At 61.5% G+C, this 17,645-nt stretch carries 15 protein-coding genes; 6 read left to right on the top strand and 9 right to left on the bottom strand.

The features are described 5' to 3' along the window. Positions 1-188 precede the first annotated feature (188 nt). The 4 genes from cuyB to PQQ95_RS33395 all read right to left on the bottom strand — a co-directional run bounded on the left by cuyB (position 189) and on the right by PQQ95_RS33395 (position 6,296). Complete coding sequence (gene cuyB, locus PQQ95_RS33410) at positions 189-1,697, bottom strand: cysteate racemase (RefSeq protein ID WP_408445831.1); 1,509 nt, start codon at positions 1,695-1,697, stop codon at positions 189-191. A 216-nt stretch (positions 1,698-1,913) separates the two neighbouring features. Beyond that, positions 1,914-3,227: an MFS transporter gene (locus PQQ95_RS33405; RefSeq protein ID WP_408445828.1), complete on the bottom strand. Its 1,314-nt coding sequence runs from the start codon at positions 3,225-3,227 to the stop codon at positions 1,914-1,916. A 76-nt stretch (positions 3,228-3,303) separates the two neighbouring features. Further along, positions 3,304-4,533, bottom strand: a complete 1,230-nt coding sequence (locus PQQ95_RS33400) for a CaiB/BaiF CoA transferase family protein (protein ID WP_408445826.1) — start codon at positions 4,531-4,533, stop codon at positions 3,304-3,306. Next, positions 4,530-6,296, bottom strand: a complete 1,767-nt coding sequence (locus tag PQQ95_RS33395; protein WP_408445823.1) for an acyl-CoA dehydrogenase family protein — start codon at positions 6,294-6,296, stop codon at positions 4,530-4,532. Before PQQ95_RS33395 ends, PQQ95_RS33400 begins: the two co-directional genes overlap by 4 nt. Positions 6,297-6,406: 110 nt before the next feature. Between PQQ95_RS33395 and PQQ95_RS33390 the strand changes: the two genes are divergently transcribed. After that, the gene (locus PQQ95_RS33390; RefSeq protein WP_408445820.1) at positions 6,407-7,288 is read left to right on the top strand and encodes a LysR family transcriptional regulator; all 882 of its coding nucleotides are present in this window, start codon (positions 6,407-6,409) and stop codon (positions 7,286-7,288) included. Continuing rightward, complete coding sequence (locus PQQ95_RS33385; protein WP_408445817.1) at positions 7,282-7,560, top strand: hypothetical protein; 279 nt, start codon at positions 7,282-7,284, stop codon at positions 7,558-7,560. Before PQQ95_RS33390 ends, PQQ95_RS33385 begins: the two co-directional genes overlap by 7 nt. A 782-nt stretch (positions 7,561-8,342) precedes the next feature. On the opposite strand, the gene PQQ95_RS33380 is transcribed toward PQQ95_RS33385, so the two are convergent. Both PQQ95_RS33380 and PQQ95_RS33375 read right to left on the bottom strand, forming a co-directional pair. Beyond that, positions 8,343-8,648 carry a single-stranded DNA-binding protein gene (locus tag PQQ95_RS33380; protein ID WP_408445814.1) on the bottom strand — a complete coding sequence of 102 codons (306 nt, stop codon included), beginning with the start codon at positions 8,646-8,648 and terminating at the stop codon, positions 8,343-8,345. Positions 8,649-8,757: 109 nt separating this feature from the next. After that, a complete protein-coding gene (locus PQQ95_RS33375) occupies positions 8,758-9,666 on the bottom strand; it encodes a LysR family transcriptional regulator (RefSeq protein ID WP_408445811.1) in 909 nt (302 codons plus the stop codon). A gap of 146 nt (positions 9,667-9,812) precedes the next feature. On the opposite strand from PQQ95_RS33375, the gene PQQ95_RS33370 reads away from it, so the two are divergent. The 3 genes from PQQ95_RS33370 to PQQ95_RS33360 all read left to right on the top strand — a co-directional run bounded on the left by PQQ95_RS33370 (position 9,813) and on the right by PQQ95_RS33360 (position 12,167). Then, entirely contained in the window at positions 9,813-10,556 is a 744-nt protein-coding gene (locus tag PQQ95_RS33370; protein ID WP_408445809.1) for an SDR family oxidoreductase, read from the top strand. 80 nt (positions 10,557-10,636) lie between these two features. After that, complete coding sequence (locus PQQ95_RS33365) at positions 10,637-11,533, top strand: SDR family oxidoreductase (protein WP_408445807.1); 897 nt, start codon at positions 10,637-10,639, stop codon at positions 11,531-11,533. A gap of 85 nt (positions 11,534-11,618) precedes the next feature. After that, a complete protein-coding gene (locus PQQ95_RS33360; RefSeq protein WP_408445805.1) occupies positions 11,619-12,167 on the top strand; it encodes a cyclic nucleotide-binding domain-containing protein in 549 nt (182 codons plus the stop codon). Between the two features lie 50 nt (positions 12,168-12,217). On the opposite strand, the gene PQQ95_RS33355 is transcribed toward PQQ95_RS33360, so the two are convergent. From PQQ95_RS33355 to PQQ95_RS33345, 3 genes are all read right to left on the bottom strand, one after another. Next, a complete protein-coding gene (locus PQQ95_RS33355; RefSeq protein ID WP_408445803.1) occupies positions 12,218-13,243 on the bottom strand; it encodes an aldo/keto reductase in 1,026 nt (341 codons plus the stop codon). A gap of 39 nt (positions 13,244-13,282) precedes the next feature. Beyond that, positions 13,283-15,013, bottom strand: coding sequence for a tetratricopeptide repeat protein (locus tag PQQ95_RS33350; protein WP_408445802.1), 1,731 nt, complete (start codon positions 15,011-15,013; stop codon positions 13,283-13,285). A gap of 306 nt (positions 15,014-15,319) precedes the next feature. Then, on the bottom strand, positions 15,320-15,877 hold the full coding sequence (locus PQQ95_RS33345) for a DUF4142 domain-containing protein (protein ID WP_408445799.1): 558 nt from the start codon (positions 15,875-15,877) through the stop codon (positions 15,320-15,322). Positions 15,878-16,280: 403 nt separating this feature from the next. Here PQQ95_RS33345 and PQQ95_RS33340 point away from each other — a divergent pair, with 403 nt between their 5' ends. Continuing rightward, positions 16,281-17,261, top strand: coding sequence for a chemotaxis protein (locus PQQ95_RS33340; protein ID WP_408445796.1), 981 nt, complete (start codon positions 16,281-16,283; stop codon positions 17,259-17,261). Positions 17,262-17,645: the final 384 nt, after the last annotated feature.

Here is a 17,645-nt window from a genome sequence, read left to right as displayed (position 1 = left end):
GCCTCGCGACCGCGCAAGTTCAGTGTGCCCGAGCCAACGGGAAGACGCGCCAAAGGCCCAGGTTGCAGGGGGATATTGTACTGTATATTTATACAGGTTTTGCAAGGCGGTCGCTAATGTAACCAGCTTGCCGATAGTCGCGGGGCAACATCTGCTGGATCGCCGGCGGCAGCAGCCAGATCGATCGTTCAGATCGCGCTGGCGCGCGCAGGAAATACGCGGCCGGACGCGCTTCGCGCACTGCCCAGACTCACCGCGCCGCTTTCGCCCAGCGCATATGCCACGCAACGTTTTGCCAACACCTCGGTGGGATCGACAAGCTGCACTGCCCGCTCGCCCGGCCGCGCCAGCGTCGAACCGCGCAACAGCAGCGGCAATTCGGTGCAGCCCAGCACGATGACCTGCACGCCTTGCGCGACCAGATCATCCACCGCCGCGGCGACGTCGTCACAGCACTCACCCGACGTATAGCCCGCCTTGGCGCCGCGGGCCCCGTATATCGCGTTCATGAGCCGGGCCTGGGCGGCCTCGGCCGGCGCGATCTGGGCGAAACCGCACGCTGCAAGCGCCTTTTCATAGACGCCGCTCGCCAGCGTGCCTGAGGTCGCCAGCACACCGACTCCGCGCAGGCCCGGAAACGTCTCGCGCAGATAATCAGCGGTACAGGTCAGCATATTGATGATCGGAATGGTCAACGACGGCTGAATCCGTTCGACGAACGCATGCGCCGTATTGCACGGAATCGCGATGAGATCGGCGCCGCCCTCTTCGAGCGTTTTGCAGGCGGCATACAGCGCGAGCGTCGGATCGTCGCCGTTGCCGAGCAGCGCGTCAGTGCGATCCGGAATCTGCGGATTCTGCTCGACCATCACCTTGATGTGATCCTGGTCGCGTGCGGCCGGTGTATTGCGCACCAGTTTCGCCATGAAATCGACAGTCGCCGCCGGGCCGACGCCGCCCAGCACACCGACCTTGAAACGCCGCGCCGGCTGCGCATATTGCGCCGCCGCGACGTAGCGCGCGTAGACCAGGCTGCTATCGACGAACGGCACTTCCTGCATGCCGAGCGCGCGCGCCACCATGGCGATTTCGGCGAGCCCGGGCACGATGATCTCGGCGCCTTGCGCAATGAGGTCCGCACAAGCCGCGCGCAGCAACTCGACCGGCTGGCCGTATAGCTGGCCGCTTTTGATGCCGTCGTCACCGAACACGGCACGCGTTACGCGATCGCCGCCCTCATCGTTATGCGGATGCAGCACGTCGAACTGCGCGCTGTCGAAATAACGCTCGAAGAGACCGTTACTGCGGATCGTGCCGGAAGTCAGCACACCGATACGGCGAACCGACGGAAACGCTTGCCGCACATGCGCGCGGAGCGCAGCCATGAGATCGGCGATCGGTAGCGTCACGTTCGCCGAGAGTTCGTCGATGAAGGTGTGACTGAGGAAGCACGGCAAGACGATTGCATCGACACCGCGTTTCTCGAAGGCGCGAATCGTGTCGAACACGTGGATCTTGAACGGCGCGCTCGCCGCGCTTAGCGAAGCCGGTCCTTGCCACGGTTGCTGCTCGAGGACGATATCGAATGGCCTGGCCGCGCCGGGCCGGCGCCAGGCCATGGTCATCCGGCTCAACACGTCGACGCTTGCGAGCGGCGACGCGCCTGTCACGACCCCCAGCGAACGATGACGATACATGATGGCTTCCCCCCTCGTTTTTCAGTTTGCCTTGATATTAGGATGCTTTGAGGGGTTCAGGATGCTATTCACCACGAAATAGCGGGTTTATGCCTGGCTAAGTGCTTACCATTTGTTTTCCTGTAGCGACGCCTTTCTCGCTGTGTTAACGGTTTATTGGCGTGGCCCTCGCTCGAGGCATACAGACAAACAAGCGCCACACCTGGAAATCCGGACCTAAGCCGCCTCGACGACACCGCTCGCCGCGCCGCCCTTGCGGCGCTCCAACGTACTGATACACACCAGCGACACCCCGGCGAGGCAACTATAAAAAACGGCCAGCGGCCACCATGCTCCCGGATATCGATGCGCGAGCAACGTGCCGATTAAAGGCGTCAAGCCGCCCGCCAACGCGGCGCACACCTGATAAGACAAAGAAATAGCCGAGTACCGGACTCTCACCGCGAACGCGGTCGACATAAAACCGGCCATCACCGCATAAGAACTCGACATGCACATCACCGCCAGCGCGATGCCGATCACAATCGCCACCGGCCTCCCGGTCGATACCAGCGCGAACATCGGATAAGGCGAAAGCATCGCCAACGCCGCCGCGCCTTTCAAAAATCTTCCGGTACCGATCCGTTGCGCGAACCATCCGGAACCCAGTTGCGTGAACAACTGAATGAACGCCACCACGAACAGGCAATCGAGAATCAGCGAACGATCGAGGCCCAGTGTTTGCGTCGTGTAATTCAGCATGAACGTATTGACGAACCATGCGCCGGCCACGCCGATCACATTCGCGCCAAGGCACAGCAACAGCGTGCGCCACGCGTCGCGCACCACTTCGGCGACCGGCAGCGCCGCAACGCGCCGCTGCGCTTTCAGCGCCTTGAATTCAGGCGATTCGTCGACACCCGCGCGGATCAGCAAACCGACCACCAGCAACACTGCACTAGCGAGAAACGGCAGGCGCCAGCCCCAGCTGAAAAACGCCTCCTTATCCATCGACGCCACCGCGCGAAACGCGAGCAACGACAGGATCAACCCCGCGGGGCTGCCAAGCTGTGCGAACGAGGCGAAGAAAGTACGCCGTCCCTGCGGCGCATGTTCGCTTGCCATCAGTACCGCGCCGCCCCACTCGCCGCCGATCGCGATGCCCTGCGCGACGCGCAGCAGCACCAGCAGCACCGGCGCCCACACGCCGGCACTCGCGTACGTCGGCAGGAAGCCGATGCCGACCGTGCCGACGCCCATGATCGCCAGCGTCGCCACAAGCGCCTTCTTGCGGCCAATGCGGTCGCCGAGGTGGCCGAACACGAGTCCCCCGAACGGCCGCGCGAAGAACCCCACCGCGAAGGTGCCGAACGAGGCCAGCGTAGCGAAAAACGGATCGCTACCCGGAAAGAACAGCTTGCCGAAAATCAGCGCGGATGCAGTGGCGTAGATGTAAAAGTCGTACCACTCGATCGTGGTGCCCACAAATGCCGCTGCCGCGGCGCGCGTGGGTTGCCGGCCGGCGGCGTGGTCGTCTGACTCGCGATTCATGTCTTTCGTCTCCAAGGTCATTCTTCTGGATGGCGCGGTTTCTGCGTGCCGTCACCGGAAAACTGCTGGCTTGCGCTCAGGCTTTGAGCACACCCGCCTCGAGCAAGCGCTGCTGGGTTGCCGTATCGATGCCCAATGCGTCGAGTACCTCGCGGGTATCGCCGCCCAGCGTCGGCGGCGCACTGCGATACGTGGCGGGCGTGCGCGACAACTTGATCGGCGACGCCGTGCCGCGATACTCGCCCATCTCGATCACCATGCCGCGATGCAGCGTATGCGGATGGCGCGCGACGACGTCGACGGTTTGCACCGGTCCGCACGGCACGCCTGCCTTGATCAATGCCTGCGCGAGCGGTTCGCAGTCATGGGTGGCGAGCAGTGCTTCCAGCGCGGCCTTGAGCGGCTCGCGATGCGCGCAGCGGCTGCGGTTATCCACGTAGCGCGGATCGTACGCGAGTTCCGGCGCGCCGAGATGCGCGCACAGGCGCGCGAACTGCCGGTCGTTGCCGACGGCGAGAAAGATCGGCGCAGTCGCGGTGCGATAGCTGTCGTAAGGCGTGATGTTCGGATGCGCGTTGCCGCTGCGTTCGGGTGTGCGGCCGGAACCGAAATAGTTCGGCAGATGCGGATGCAGCAGTGATACGCCACAGTCGTACAACGCGATATCGATCGATTGGCCATGGCCGCTTTTCGTGCGCTCGGCGAGCGCCAGCAGAATGCCGGCCAGCGCGTTCAAACCCGTCACCATGTCGACGACCGGCAAGCCAACGCGCGTCGCCGGCCCGTCGCGTTCGCCGTTCACGCTCATCAAGCCGGTCATCGCCTGAATCGCGGCGTCGTAGCCAGGCAGACCACCAAGCGGGCCGTCGGGACCGAAGCCCGATACCGCGCAATGAATCAGCTTGGGAAAACGCTCGCGCAGATCGCGCTCGTAGTCCATGCCCCAGCGCGCGAGCGTGCCGGGCTTGAAGTTTTCGACCAGCACGTCGGCATCTTCGAGCAGCTTCCACAGAATGTCGCGGCCTTCGTCGCACGACAGGTCGACCGCGATGCCCTGCTTGTTGCGGTTCACGCCGGCGAAATACCACGCGGTGTCACCGTAAAACGGCGGCCCCCAGCCGCGCGTTTCGTCGCCGCCGGGCGGCTCCAGTTTGATGACCTGGGCGCCGTGATCGGCCAGCGCTTGCGTGCAGTAAGGGCCGCCGAGTACGCGGCTGAGGTCGATGACCTTGATGCCTTGCAACGCGCCTTGTGTGTGTTGCGTAGCCTGCGTGTGCCGCGCGATATCGTTCACATGTTCGGTCATGGCTCGCTCCGTGCAGGCAGCAGTTTCAGCGCCTGGTCGAGCGTGATGTCACGGGCATTGACCAGCGCAGCGATGACCTCGCCGTCATCCGAAGACGTCTGCACGTCGAGCGGATCGACCGGCAACAGCTTGTGCCGCAACACCAGATGGCTCAGCGCGAGCCGCCGGAAATCCGGCGCGAGGCGTACGCCTTCGCAAGCCATGAGCACCGCTGTGCTCGCGTGATACAAGGCGGTGGCCGCCTGCCGGACCGACTCATCGCGTCCGCACTCGGCGACGCTCTCAAGGGCGTCGCAAGCGCGCGTCAAGGTCGAACGAAGCAGCTTGAGGCTCTCCGCGGGCAATGCTGCCGCGCCGAGCCTATCCAGCAGATACGCGCGCAGTGGTTCAAGCGCGCCATCCCGTTTCGCCGCGCGCGCGACGTCGAGCGCCACGATATTGCTGGTGCCTTCCCAGATAGAACCGAGGTGGGCGTCGCGCACCAGACGCGCGTCGCTCCACTCTTCGATGTAGCCCGTGCCGCCGCGCACTTCCATCGCGTCGCCCGTTACCCGGCGGGCATCGCGGCACGCCCGGAATTTGATCAACGGCGTCAGGATGCGCACGCATTTCGCCGCCTGCCGATCACCGGCGTCGGCTTTCTCCAGCAGCAAGGCGATCTGCATGAACATCGAACGGGCCTGCTCCGCGGGCAGCATCATCTTGAGCAATTGCCGCTGCATCAGCGGCATATCGATCAGCTTGCGGCCGAACGCTTCGCGATTGCGCGCAATGTGCAGCGCCTCAGTCAACGCGCGGCGCATCAAGCCCGCCGCCCGCACGCCGTTCGACAGACGCGACATGTTGATCATGTCGGCCATCTGATGAAAGCCACGCCCCACTTCGCCGATCAGGTGCGCCACGGCTCCTTCCAGCACGATCTCGCCGCTCGCCATCGACCGGCTGCCGAGCTTGTCCTTCAGACGCACGATCCGATAGCTGTTGCGCGAGCCGTCCGGCAAGGTCTTCGGCAGCAGGAAAAGCCCAAGGCCGTGGATACCGGCGGGCGCATTGTCGACGTGCGCGAGCACCATCGCGAGATCGGCGTCGGCGTTCGAGCAGAACCATTTGTCGCCATACAGACGCCACGCGTCTTCACCGTTCACGCTGGTTTCGCGCGCGGCCCGCGTCGCGATACGGGCGACATCCGAGCCCGCCGTCTGTTCGGTCATGAACATCGCGCCCTGAAAAAGCGTGTCGAAATCACGCGACGCCAGCATCGGCAGAAAGCGTGCGACCAGTTCGGGCGCGCCGAATTTGCGCAGCGTACGCGTGAGCGAATCGGTCATGCTGACAGGGCAGCACAGACCGAACTCCGCCTGCACGAACAGAAACGTCAGCGCGTATTTGACCAGCGGCGGCGGCGCTTTCTTGCCATCGCGAGTGTCATGGCTCATCGAGGCAAGCCCCAATTCCGCGTAGGCCACGCGTTCGAGCGCGATGTAATCGGGATGCTTGTCGATGCTTTGCAGCGCTTCACCGCGCCGCGTGCGATGCCGCAATTGCGGCGGATTTTTGTCGGCGGACAGCGCCCAGACGTCGAGTTCATCGGACGCCCGCTGGCCTAACGAAACGAGTTGGCTTTCGAGTTCCTGATACAGCGCGTCGCCGAGATGCAGTTTGAGCAGACGGGCAAAGTCAGGGTCGCTGCTGAAGAAGTTGATGCCCCGGCTGTCGGGAATATTGGACGAGCCGTGTGCCGGCTGCGCGGTGATGTCGCTCATGCGTGTCTCCTTTGTGAAAGGAGCATAGAAGCGGCTTCGATAATCGTCTAATACAACTTATATCCGGTACGATAGACACAGCTTATCGTTAAAAAGAGCCGGAGGCTGCCGTGGACCTGAAACAATTGCGCTATTTCGTGGCGGTCGCCGAGGAATTGCATTTCGGCCGCGCGGCCAAGCGGCTGTTCATTTCGCAGCCGGCGCTCAGTTTCGACATCCGCAAGTTCGAGGAGCAGCTAGGGGTGCAACTGCTCGCGCGCACCAACAAGACGGTCGCGCTGACGAACGCGGGGCAGGTGCTGCTTGGCGAAGCGCGCCGCTTGCTGCTGCAGGCGGCCGAGGCCGAACGCATCACCGTTCGATCGGCGCATGGGCTGGCCGGCCGTCTGCGGATCGGCTTTGTGAATTCGATGTTGTACCGCGGTATGCCGCAGGCGGTGAGCCGCTTCGAGGCTGACTACCCGGGCGTCGAAATCGTGCTGAAGGAGATGAATACCAGCGAGCAGGTGCATGCGATCCAGCGGATGCAGATCGACATGGGCTGCGCGCATTGGGGCAATTTCCCGTCGGATGTGACTTCAACGCCGATTTTTTCCGAACCGTTTTTGTGTTGCCTGCCGGTGGGTCATCCGTTGGCGCGAAAGCGCAAGGTCGATCTGCGGGCGTTGGCGCAGGAACCGTTCATCCTGTTTCCACGCACGGTGTCGCCGCATTATCACGATCTGATCATTGCGCAGTGCGTGGGGGCCGGTTTTAGTCCGCTGATTCGCCATGAGGCGCGGTTGTGGCAAACCGTGGTGACGATGGTCGGGTTTGGGATGGGGGTGGCGTTGGTGCCCTTTACGTTGCGGCAGGTGCAGGACCCACGAGTGTGCTTTTTGCCCTTGCAGGGCGAGACGCTTCAGTCGCAGGTTTTGCTATTGCGAAGGGGTGGCGACATGGAGCCTGTCGCGGATCGGTTCGTCGAGTATCTTGGGCGTGAGAAATGTTAGGCCATATGCCAGGCGATGCGCAAACACACCAGCTATTTGCCGAAGCGGCGGCGGCGCATGCTTCCTCTCAACTTACCGACGATGCCACAAACATCGGATTAGGAACCGAGTACATGCAATACTGGCTAAACAAGGCGCATTCCGTCGATGGAGCTTACAAACTCTATCGCGGCCTATCCAACGGAATTTACTATCAGAAGATCAAGGCATGTGCGGACAAGCTGCGCGCCGATCCTGACTCAATGCAACCATTACGCAATATGGTCCAATGAGAATAGCCGCCTTTATACCGATCCTGTGTCTTGGTTACGCCGCCGCTTCGCAATCTGCTATCGGTATGGAGGCGGTCACGAGTTGCACACTCGGAAGCGATCGAAGCCATACGCTCGCATTGCTGCGCGCTCATCTAATAGATAGCACAGCGGTTTACTACCTGAGCAGAGACGGTGCCGCGCCCATGCGCCTCTATCAAGGTGACGAAGATCAGTCACGCGGCGATGATATACAGGTCGCTTGTGTAGGCACGAAAGAACGTGCTTTCGTCATATCCGGGGAATTCACTTCGAACTATCTACAGGGCGTTGCAGTTCGCTATAACGCCAAGGCGAAGCGATGGGAGCGTGTCGATTTCGCAGAGCGAACGCGCCCAACGGCCGTCTATTTAGATGCCAACGGTATGGCGGTTCTAATATCTAATAGCACGCGAAACGAGTCCCGCAAGCGATACATTATTTACCGATACGAAGGCGGCAAAGGTAGCGGTGAGCCGACGTATTCGGATCGGCGCCCGAAATTACAGGGCGCTCAAATACCCGCGCCTCAAAGCCGATCCGGAGAGGAATCGCAATGAGCATTTTTATGCAATTGTCGAAGGTGATGCGCTTGGCAACGGGAACGGCAGCTGCCGCCAGTTCGTAAAGAACATGCCTATCGCACCAGCCCTGCACGCTTGCAACGTAGCCGCCGATCAGGACGCGGTCCAGTAGGCTAGCGCGGCGCGGTGTAGGTCGAGATACGACGGGTGCGCATGCGTGCCGAGCAAGCAAAAACCCGCTTACGCCTCCCCCCGATACCCCACCAGCACCCTGTGCGCAACCATATCCATAGCAGGCTTAATCAACCCATTCTTGTCGGTCCAAACCTTGGGCGTTAACGCCCCGCTCAGCGCGACACTATCTGCATCCGTGAGAGCAAGCAATGCAGTCTGCACCTCATCATCAAACGCAATCACGTTGACGAAAATCGTATCGCCATCATTGGTGGTCGCCCGGACCTTGCAGGTCACAAAGCGCTTACCATTCTGCCCCGTGCGGATCTGCGCCTCGCCGTACAAGCGTCCGCCCACCAGTCCATCGATCATCGTCCTGCTCCTGTTATTCCGTACCGTGCAAAAAGCAGTATTGCCCAGCACGGCCCGTATGATCCCACGATCCGCAGCGCGGCTTACGCAAAAGCACGGACCCACGCGTTCACCGCGAACCCGTCTGCCCCCCGGCCGCCTCGAAAATATCGCGCAGCCACTGCGCAAACACCCGCACGCGCGACGACAACTGGCGATTCTGCGGATAAAGGACCGAAACCGGCATGGGTGGCGGTGGGAAATCCGCGAGAATGATCTTCAGCCGCCCCGACGCCAGCTCTCCCGCCACGCGGTATTGCGGCACTTGCACGATGCCGAGCCCGGCCACCGCTGAGCCCGTGTAGAGATCCGCGCCGGTCACCGATACCGACGATGGCAGGTGCATGGCCGTATCGCGGCCGTCGATTCTGAACTCGAGCGGCACCGGCTTGCCAGTCGCGCTGGACAGATAATTCACCGCCCGATGCGTGGACAAAGCCGCCGGATCGGACGGCTCGCCACACGTCTCCAGATAAGCCGGACTCGCCACCGTCACTTGCGGCAGTTGCGCCACGCGCCGCCCCACCATCGACGAATCCTGCAGATTGCCCGCCCGCAACACGCAATCGATCCCCTCCCGCACCAGATCGACCAGCCGGTCGTCCTCGCCGATCGTCAGTTCGATGTCGGGAAACCGCGCGAGAAAAGCCGGTAGCGCCGGCACGACGAAGTAGCGTGCCAGGGTGCCCTGCAGATTCACACGCAACAGACCCTTCGGCGCGAGGTTGGAAAACGAACCCTCCGCCTCCTCCATGTCGGCGATCAGCCGCACGCAGCGGCGGTAATACGCCTCGCCGTCGTGCGTGAGGCGCACCGAGCGCGTGGTGCGCTCGAGAAGCCGCGCGCCGAGCCGCTGCTCCATGCGCTTCATCAGGTTGGTGACGGTGGCGCGCGGAATCTGCAAGTCGTCCGAGGCGCGCGTGAAGCTTTGCCGCTCGGCGATCCGCACGAACACCCGCATTTCCTCGAAGCGATCCATAGTTGGGGCCTTGGTGCCGGGCCAGCGGCTTACCGGTCAATTATTAAAGCAAATGGAATGAAGATAACCATCCTAACCCGATTATCTCAGAGACGAAAGCGATCAAGATTCATCTCACTAGCCCATCACACAGAAGGAAATAAATCATGAACACGATCAAAAATGCGCGAGTCGTCATCGTCACCGGCGCATCGCGAGGCATCGGCGCAGCGGTTGCGCGACGCCTCGCCAAGGACGGCTTCGCGGTGACCGTCAACTACGCGTCGCGTTCGACGGAAGCCGATGCGCTGGTCGCGGAACTCACGGCGGGAGGCACCAGGGCCATCGCAGTGAAGGCCGACGTTTCGAAGGCCGACGACGTGCGTCGCATGTTCGAGACCACCGAACAGCAGCTCGGCAAAGTGGATGTGCTGGTCAATAACGCCGGCGTGCTCAAGACGCTGCCGCTCGCCGACACCAGCGACGCGCTGTACGACCAGACTTTCGACATCAACGTGCGCGGCACCTTCAATACCCTGCGCGAAGCAGCCGCACGGATGAGCGACGGCGGACGCATCGTCAACTTCTCGAGCACCACGCTCGCGCTGAACATGCCGGGCTACGCGATCTACAACGGCACCAAGGCCGCCGTCGAAGCCTTCACGCATGTGTTCGCCAAGGAATTGCGCGGCCGCAACATCACCGTCAACGCGGTGGCGCCGGGCCCGATCGCGACCTCGCTGTTCCTCGACGGCAAGACCGAAGAACAGATCCAGACCTTCGCGAAGATGCCGCCGCTGCAACGCCTCGGCCAGCCGGACGACATCGCCTCGGTCGTGTCGTTCCTCGCCGGCCCGGATGCAGGCTGGGTCAATGGCCAGATCCTGCGCGCCAACGGCGGCCTGGCTTAACCCTGCCTGAAAACGCTTAAAGCGTCTTTCTCATCGCAGTTTCAAACGTCGTATCGTTTTCATCGAATCGGAGAAGACAAATGCAGAAGAACGTCATCCTGGTGACGGGCGCGGGTACAGGCATCGGCAAGCTCAGCGCGCAATCGCTTGCCGAAGCAGGTCATATCGTCTACGCGACGATGCGCGATGTCGAAGGACGCAACAAGCCGCGTGCCGACGAAATGCGAGCGTTCGCCAAAGCGAAGGACATCCGGTTGCATCCGCTCGAACTCGACGTGCTGTCGCAGGAATCCGCCGATGCCGCCGCCGCGACGATCATCCGCGAGCAAGGACGGCTCGACGTGGTGATGCAGAACGCCGGACATCTGGTGGTCGGTCCGAGCGAAGCATTCACGCCCGAAGAAATGGTGAAGGTGTTCGACACCAACCTGTTCGGCGCGCAGCGTGTGAACCGTGCGGTGCTGCCGTATCTGCGCCGGCAGGAAGCGGGCTTGATGCTGTGGATCAGCAGCACGACGACCAAGGGCGGTTTTCCGCCCTTCCTCGGTCCGTACGGTGCGGCAAAAGCCGCGATGGATTCCCTGGCCGTCACCCTTGCCTACGAAATCGCGCGCTTCGGCATCGAAACCTCGATCGTGGTGCCGGGCGCGTTCACTCGCGGCACCGCACACTTTCCGAGCGCCGGCAAACCCGCCGATGCCGAACGCGCCGCCGCTTATGCACGCTATGACGGCGTGATGGATCGGATCGGCGAGCGCCTGTCCGAACTCACACCGGCCGACGCAGATCCGCAAGCCGTTGCCGATGAAATCGTGCGGATCGTCGCGCTGCCTTCGGGCGAGCGGCCGATGCGCTCAGTGATCGATTTCGTCGGTGATGGCGCGCGTGAAGTGCTCGACGTTTCAGAGCGCGTGCGCATCGAGTTCGCCAACCGGATCGGCATGGGCGACCTGCTCGAAGCGAAGGTCAAGCGTTAATCAAGCATGACCGTGAGGGACGCCCACTGTGATTGATGAACCCCGGCGTCCCGCAGTTCCTTTTTCGTTTTGAGCACACCCGTTGATGAAATCCGCCATCCTGATCGCCTGCGCCGTGCTGCTGTCCTTTCTGATCGCCGCGTGTGATGCACGACAACAAGCGCAGTCGCCGGACGCATCCGCCGCCACGCGGAGTACCGCCATGAAACCCTCAGTGACATATCTTCATTTATTGAAGCACACGCCCTTCTTCACGAGCCTGACGACCGAACAATTGCGTTGGGTGATCGGCCATTCGCATGAATGGGAAGCACAACCCGGCACCGTGATCGCGCAATGCGGCGGCACCGCGAGCGATCGGAGCACGTGGATTCTTCTGGACGGTGGCTGGCAAATCGAATACGGCCAACAATCGTATCCGGCGGGCCATGCGAGTGCGGGGAAATGGTTTAGCGCGGCTGTGACCGAGCGGCCGTGCAGCCTTGTCACGACCGAACACAGCTATGTGATGAAGATCGAACGCGCCGACTTTGACGCGATGCTCGAACAAGGTTTCGCATTCGACTCACATCTCGACGCGGGCCGACGCTATTACAGCGAACTGTTCGCCGCTCCGGCCGGACTCGTCAAATAGCGGTCGAGCCGGAGCGGTCATTACTCTATGAAAACACCAAACAGGCGCCCTTAAACCGCCGTCGGATTGCGCTCCGCAAATCCTTCCTGATGCCAGTACGGATACGCGGGACGTACAGCGCTGGCCGCGTCGAGTTTCGCCACCTGTTCAGGCGTCAGATTCCAGCCCACCGCGCCGAGGTTCTGCCGCAACTGCTCTTCGTTACGCGCACCGATCAGCACCGTCGATACCGTAGGCCGTTGCAGCAACCAGTTCAGCGCGATCTGCGGCACGGTCTTGCCGGTTTCGGCCGCGACCTCGTCGATTGCATCGAGCACGCGGAACAGATACTCGTCCGGCACCGGTGGCCCCATGTCAGAGGTCTTATGCAGACGGCTCGTTTCCGGCAACGGCTGACCGCGCTTGATCTTGCCGGTGAGACGCCCCCAGCCGAGCGGACTCCACACCACCGCACCCACGCCTTGATCGATACCGAGCGGCATCAACTCCCATTCATAATCGCGGCCGATCAGCGAGTAGTAAGTCTGATTCGCGACGTAGCGCGGATAGCCGTAACGATCCGCGGTGTCCTGCGATTTCATCAGATGCCAGCCGGAGAAATTCGACACGCCGGTGTAGCGGATCTTGCCGGCGCGCACGAGATCGTCGAGTGTGGACATGACTTCGGCGATAGGCGTCCTGGCGTCGAAACCGTGCAACTGGAACAGGTCGATGTAATCGGTTTGCAGACGTTTGAGCGCCGCGTCCACTGCCTGAATCAGATGAAAGCGCGACGAGCCGACGTTATTCGGGCCGTCGTCGAAACGGAAAGTCGCTTTGGTGGAGATGATCGCTTTGTCGCGCTTGCCCTTGAGTGCTTCACCGAGCACCGACTCGGAAGCACCGCTCGAATAGATGTCCGCGCTGTCGAACATCGTGACGCCCGCATCGAAACAGATGTCGATCAGGCGACGCGCTTCGGCGACGTCCGTGGCGCCCCACGCCTGGAAAAATTCGCCCTTGCCGCCGAATGTGCCCGTGCCGAAACTCAGTACCGGCACCTTGAAACCCGATGCACCCAGATGTCTGTATTCCATTGATGATTCTCCGTGGCCTAGCCGTCGATAAACGGACCTTTAGTCTACGCGCGTCCGGGTAAACGCGTCGGCAAACGTAGCCAGCGCGTCACGTGCACGTTGAATCACGCTGTCCCAATCGCCCAATGCCGGCTGCCGGAACAGCCTCGCTTGCGCATACCAGGGCGTATCGGCACGCTCCAGCATCCAGCGCCAGCAGGTGTCGAAGCGGTTCAGAATCCATACCGGCTTATCCAGCGCACCGGCCAGATGCGCGGTGGACGTATCCACCGATATCACCAGATCGAGGTTGGCCACCAGCGCTGCCGTGTCGGCGAAGTCATCGAGTTCCTCGGTGTAGTCCACGACGTTGGGATGAGAATCGCGGTGCAGCGGCTGAAGCGCAGCGTGTCCTTTTTGCAGACTGAAGAACTGCACGTTCGGCACATCGAGAAGCGGTGTGAGCTGCTCGAACGTAATCGAACGACGTGCGTCGTTCTTGCGGAGCTCGGCGACATGCGGCCGGTTTCCGCCGGCCCAGACCAGTCCGACTTTAAGGCGCGGTGCCTCTTGTGCAGCGATACGCTCACGCCATTCACGCGTGGCTTGCGGATCGGCGAACAGATAAGGCGTCTTTGACGGAATGCTCGCGAGATCGGTCTTGAACGCGAGCGGCAGACTCAGCAAGGGGCAATGACAATCGAACGGCGGCAGCGCGTGGCCCGCTTCGATCAATTGATCCACACCGCCTAGCGTGGACATGAGCCGCATCAACTCACCCGGTACTTCCAGCACGACTTTTGCGCCGAGCTTCGACACCCTGTCGGCGTAGCGGCAGAACTGCAGCGTATCGCCGAGACCCTGTTCAGCATGCAGCAGAATCGTTTTGCCTTCGATGGAAAAATCGCCCAGCCAGAGCGGCTGGGCAAAGGTGCGCCTGCCTGCCTTGATACGGCTACGCTCCCAGCGCCATTCGTATTCCTTCCATCCCGCTTCCAGTTGCCCCAGTTGCAGCAGACACAACGACTGGTTCCAATGCGTCTCGGCCGCGGTGGGATTGACCGCCAGTGCGCGCTCATAGCTCTGCAACGCATGCGCGTATTCACCGAGATCGATCTGGGTCAGGCCAAGGTTGTTCCAGGCATCGGCAAACGCAGGAGCGAGTTCGAGCGCACGCTGATAGCTTTGCCGCGCCTCGCCCGGCTGGTTCAGATCGCTGAGCGCATTGCCGCGATTGCTCCACGCGTCGGGATAGTTCGGCTGCAACGCCAACGCGTGATCGCAACTTGCCAGAGCATCGGCGGGACGGCCCAGATCGCGCAGCACGCAGGCGCGATTATTCCAGGCCTGCGCGAATTCCGGCTGCAGGGCGATCGCGCGATCAAAGCTGCTGAGCGCCTCGAGCGGCACGTTCAGGCCGGCTTGCGCGTTGCCGCGATTGTTCAGTGCGTCAGGGAATTTTGATTGCAATGCGAGCGCACGATTAGCGCTTGCGAGCGCTTCGTCGAAACGTTGCAAGGCATTGAGCGCATAAGCGAGATTCGAATGAAGCGGTGCCTGTTTCGCATTGATGGCGAGCGCCTTTCTAAGGAGTTCGATGCCCTCTTGCACACGACCCGCCTGCAGCGCGAGTGAGCCCAGCAATTGCAGCGCATCGAAATGGCGTGGCTTGAGTTCGAGAATCTCACGGTAAAGCTCTTCGGCCTCGGCGAGTGCGCCGTTCTGCTGAAGCGCGACGGCTTGCCGAAGCATAGCGTCCAACTGTTGCGGAAGATTGGCAGGCTTGCTCATGAGGTGAGCTTTGATTGAATGCGAGTGGAATCGGGAAACCGCTTTCAAGCCGCCTGAGTCGCGCGCGGAAGCCGCGCAGGTCACGCCTGAAAGAACGAAGCCGATTATCGCCGAAAAGAACGCATTCGGTCTGCTGTTTGCAAGCGGCATTGATTGTCCGCGAGCGGGAAAGTTGCGGCTGGTTTCGGAGGCGCTCTTTGAGAGTGCCTTTTAAGGGCGCTTTATGCCGCCTGGAGACGCGCGTCACGTTGCAACGTGATGCGCGCTTGTTGCTCAGACTGCGCCAAACTGTATCTGGTGTTCGGCTTACTGCGCAGTCAGATGCTTACGTCTCGCGAGATCCTGAGCCATCGCGTAGTGCTCCTGGATGGTCGGGAGTGCCTTCTTCGCCGCGTCCTTCAGTTGTTCGTCGCGACCTGAGGCGATTTCCGCCTGGAACGCCGACAGCGCTTTCTGTTCGCCGGTGAGCGCGACCTGTTCGATGTAGGTCTTGTCGAAGTCGGCACCACGCAGGTTGTTGATGCTCGCGAGCACCGCTGCGTCCGGATCGTTCTTCGGCACGTCGACGCCACGCGGACTCGCGGCGCGCAGCGCGTCGGAGATTTTCGCGTTGTCGCTCGACACGCGTTCTGCGAATGCCTTCACGTCCCGATCCGTGGAGCGCGAAGTGGCGATGCGGGCGGCATCGCGTTGCGTGGCGACAGCTTTGGTGGCGTCGGCGATGAAGGCTTGATCGGTGGCATGAATGCGTGCGGCATCCGGCGCGGCCGCTGACGGCGCGTTTTGAGCACTGGCCGCGCTAGCGACAACCATAAGGCTGGCCATGCAGGCACCGGTGATGGCGGCGAGAGGCAAACGGATCATACGTTCTCCTTGGAGTGGAAGCGAAACGACGGCGATGCGGGTGCGTCCTGGCCACTGCATGCGATTGCGTTGACACCTTGCAAGTCGCTTGCGACTGACCTACAGCGCCCCGCTCTTATCGCTGTGCATTCTAGGAGGCACGTTATCCCGCATGTGAAACCGTGCTGTCGCTTCTGTAACGTTAGGTAACCTTCATACGAAAGACTTGCCTTTGCCGTAAGGCCAGCGGCCTCTTCATGCCTCGAATGGAGACTGGGTGTTAACCAGAAAGCATCGGTAAAACGCCTGAATTCGCTGAACTTTCCTGCTGCCGCGCCGATAACAAAAAGATGGGGCACGCGCCAGGGCCACACGAACGGTATGCATGGCGCACCACTCGCACCGCATTCCCTGGAGAGATTCGATGGCAGTAGATCACCGCGCGAACGACGAGCGCAGCAATTTGACGAGTTCCAATAAATTCGAGTTATTGCTGTATCGGCTGGGTTCGGTTCCTGGCAGCGACGCGCATGAGCTTTACGGCATCAACGTCTTCAAGGTGCGTGAAATTTCGACGATGCCGCCGGTGACGCCGATTGCGGGTTCTTCGCCGTTCGTGATGGGTGCGGTGGACATTCGCGGCCAGATTATTCCCGTGATCGACTTGCCGCGCCTGATGGGTTGCGAGCCGACGCGCGGCTTGAACATTTTGCTGGTGACGGAATTCGCGCGTTCGACGCAGGCGTTTGCGGTCGAGGAAGTGGACGACATTGTGCGGCTCGAGTGGAATCAGGTGCTTTCCGCCGAAGGCGCGGCCGGTGGCAATCTGGTGACGAGCATTGCGCGTATCGACGGCAACACGGGCGACTCGCGGCTCGCCCAGGTGATCGATGTGGAGCAGGTGTTGCGCGACGTGTTTCCGTCACAGCATCCGAGCGTCGACCCCACCTCAGTGGGCGAAGCGCTTGGCATCCGCCATGGCGCGAAGATTCTCGCCGCTGACGATTCCGGTTTTGCGCGCAAGTTGATTGAGCAGGCGTTGAGTGCGATTGGTGCGGACTATGTGATGACCAAGACCGGCGAGGAGGCGTGGAGTACGTTGCAGCAGGTCGCGCGTGAAGCGCAGGCTAATGGTACACGGGTGAAGGACCGTATTGCGCTGGTGTTGACCGATCTCGAGATGCCGGAGATGGACGGGTTTATGTTGACCCGTCAGATCAAGGCTGACGAACGGACCCGGGATATTCCGGTGATTATTCATTCTTCTTTGACTGGGGCGGCTAATGAGGCGCATGTGAAGAATGCTGGGGCGAATGGGTATGTGGCTAAGTTTGCAGCCGCTGAGCTGGCTAGTGCTATTCGTGGCGCGTTGGGGGGAGTGGCTTTGGTGGAAGGGGTTGTTTGAGGGGGTTGTCTGTTTGCCTGCGCGGCGCTTGTTTGTCTGTGTGCTTGTGGGGTTGGCCTTTCCTTGTTTTCTTATTGGTCTATTAGTGTCGCCCCTGTGCGGGGCAGGCACCTACTTTTCTTTGCCTGCTGCAAAGAAAAGTAGGCAAAAGAAAGCAGCTCAAACCGCTAGCTCATAAGCGGGTCCCCCGCGCAGTTACGGTAGTGGTGCATCTGGAATCCGTGTTCTCGCACATTCGGCGCTAGTGACAAAGGCGTCATACTTCCGGCGGCGCTGCGCGCGCCGAAGCGTATTTCTTAAGACCGACTGCTGCGTTTCCGCGCTCGCGTCTCACCGTCGAACCATGACTTCCGGGGAAGTGCAGAGGCGCGGCGCCGAGGCGCA

This window comes from Paraburkholderia caffeinilytica, assembly GCF_046030355.1.
GTDB lineage: Bacteria > Pseudomonadota > Gammaproteobacteria > Burkholderiales > Burkholderiaceae > Paraburkholderia > Paraburkholderia caffeinilytica_B.
The sequence above is the reverse complement of the archived record's forward strand: the minus strand, read 5'-3'. Positions and strand labels throughout refer to the sequence as shown.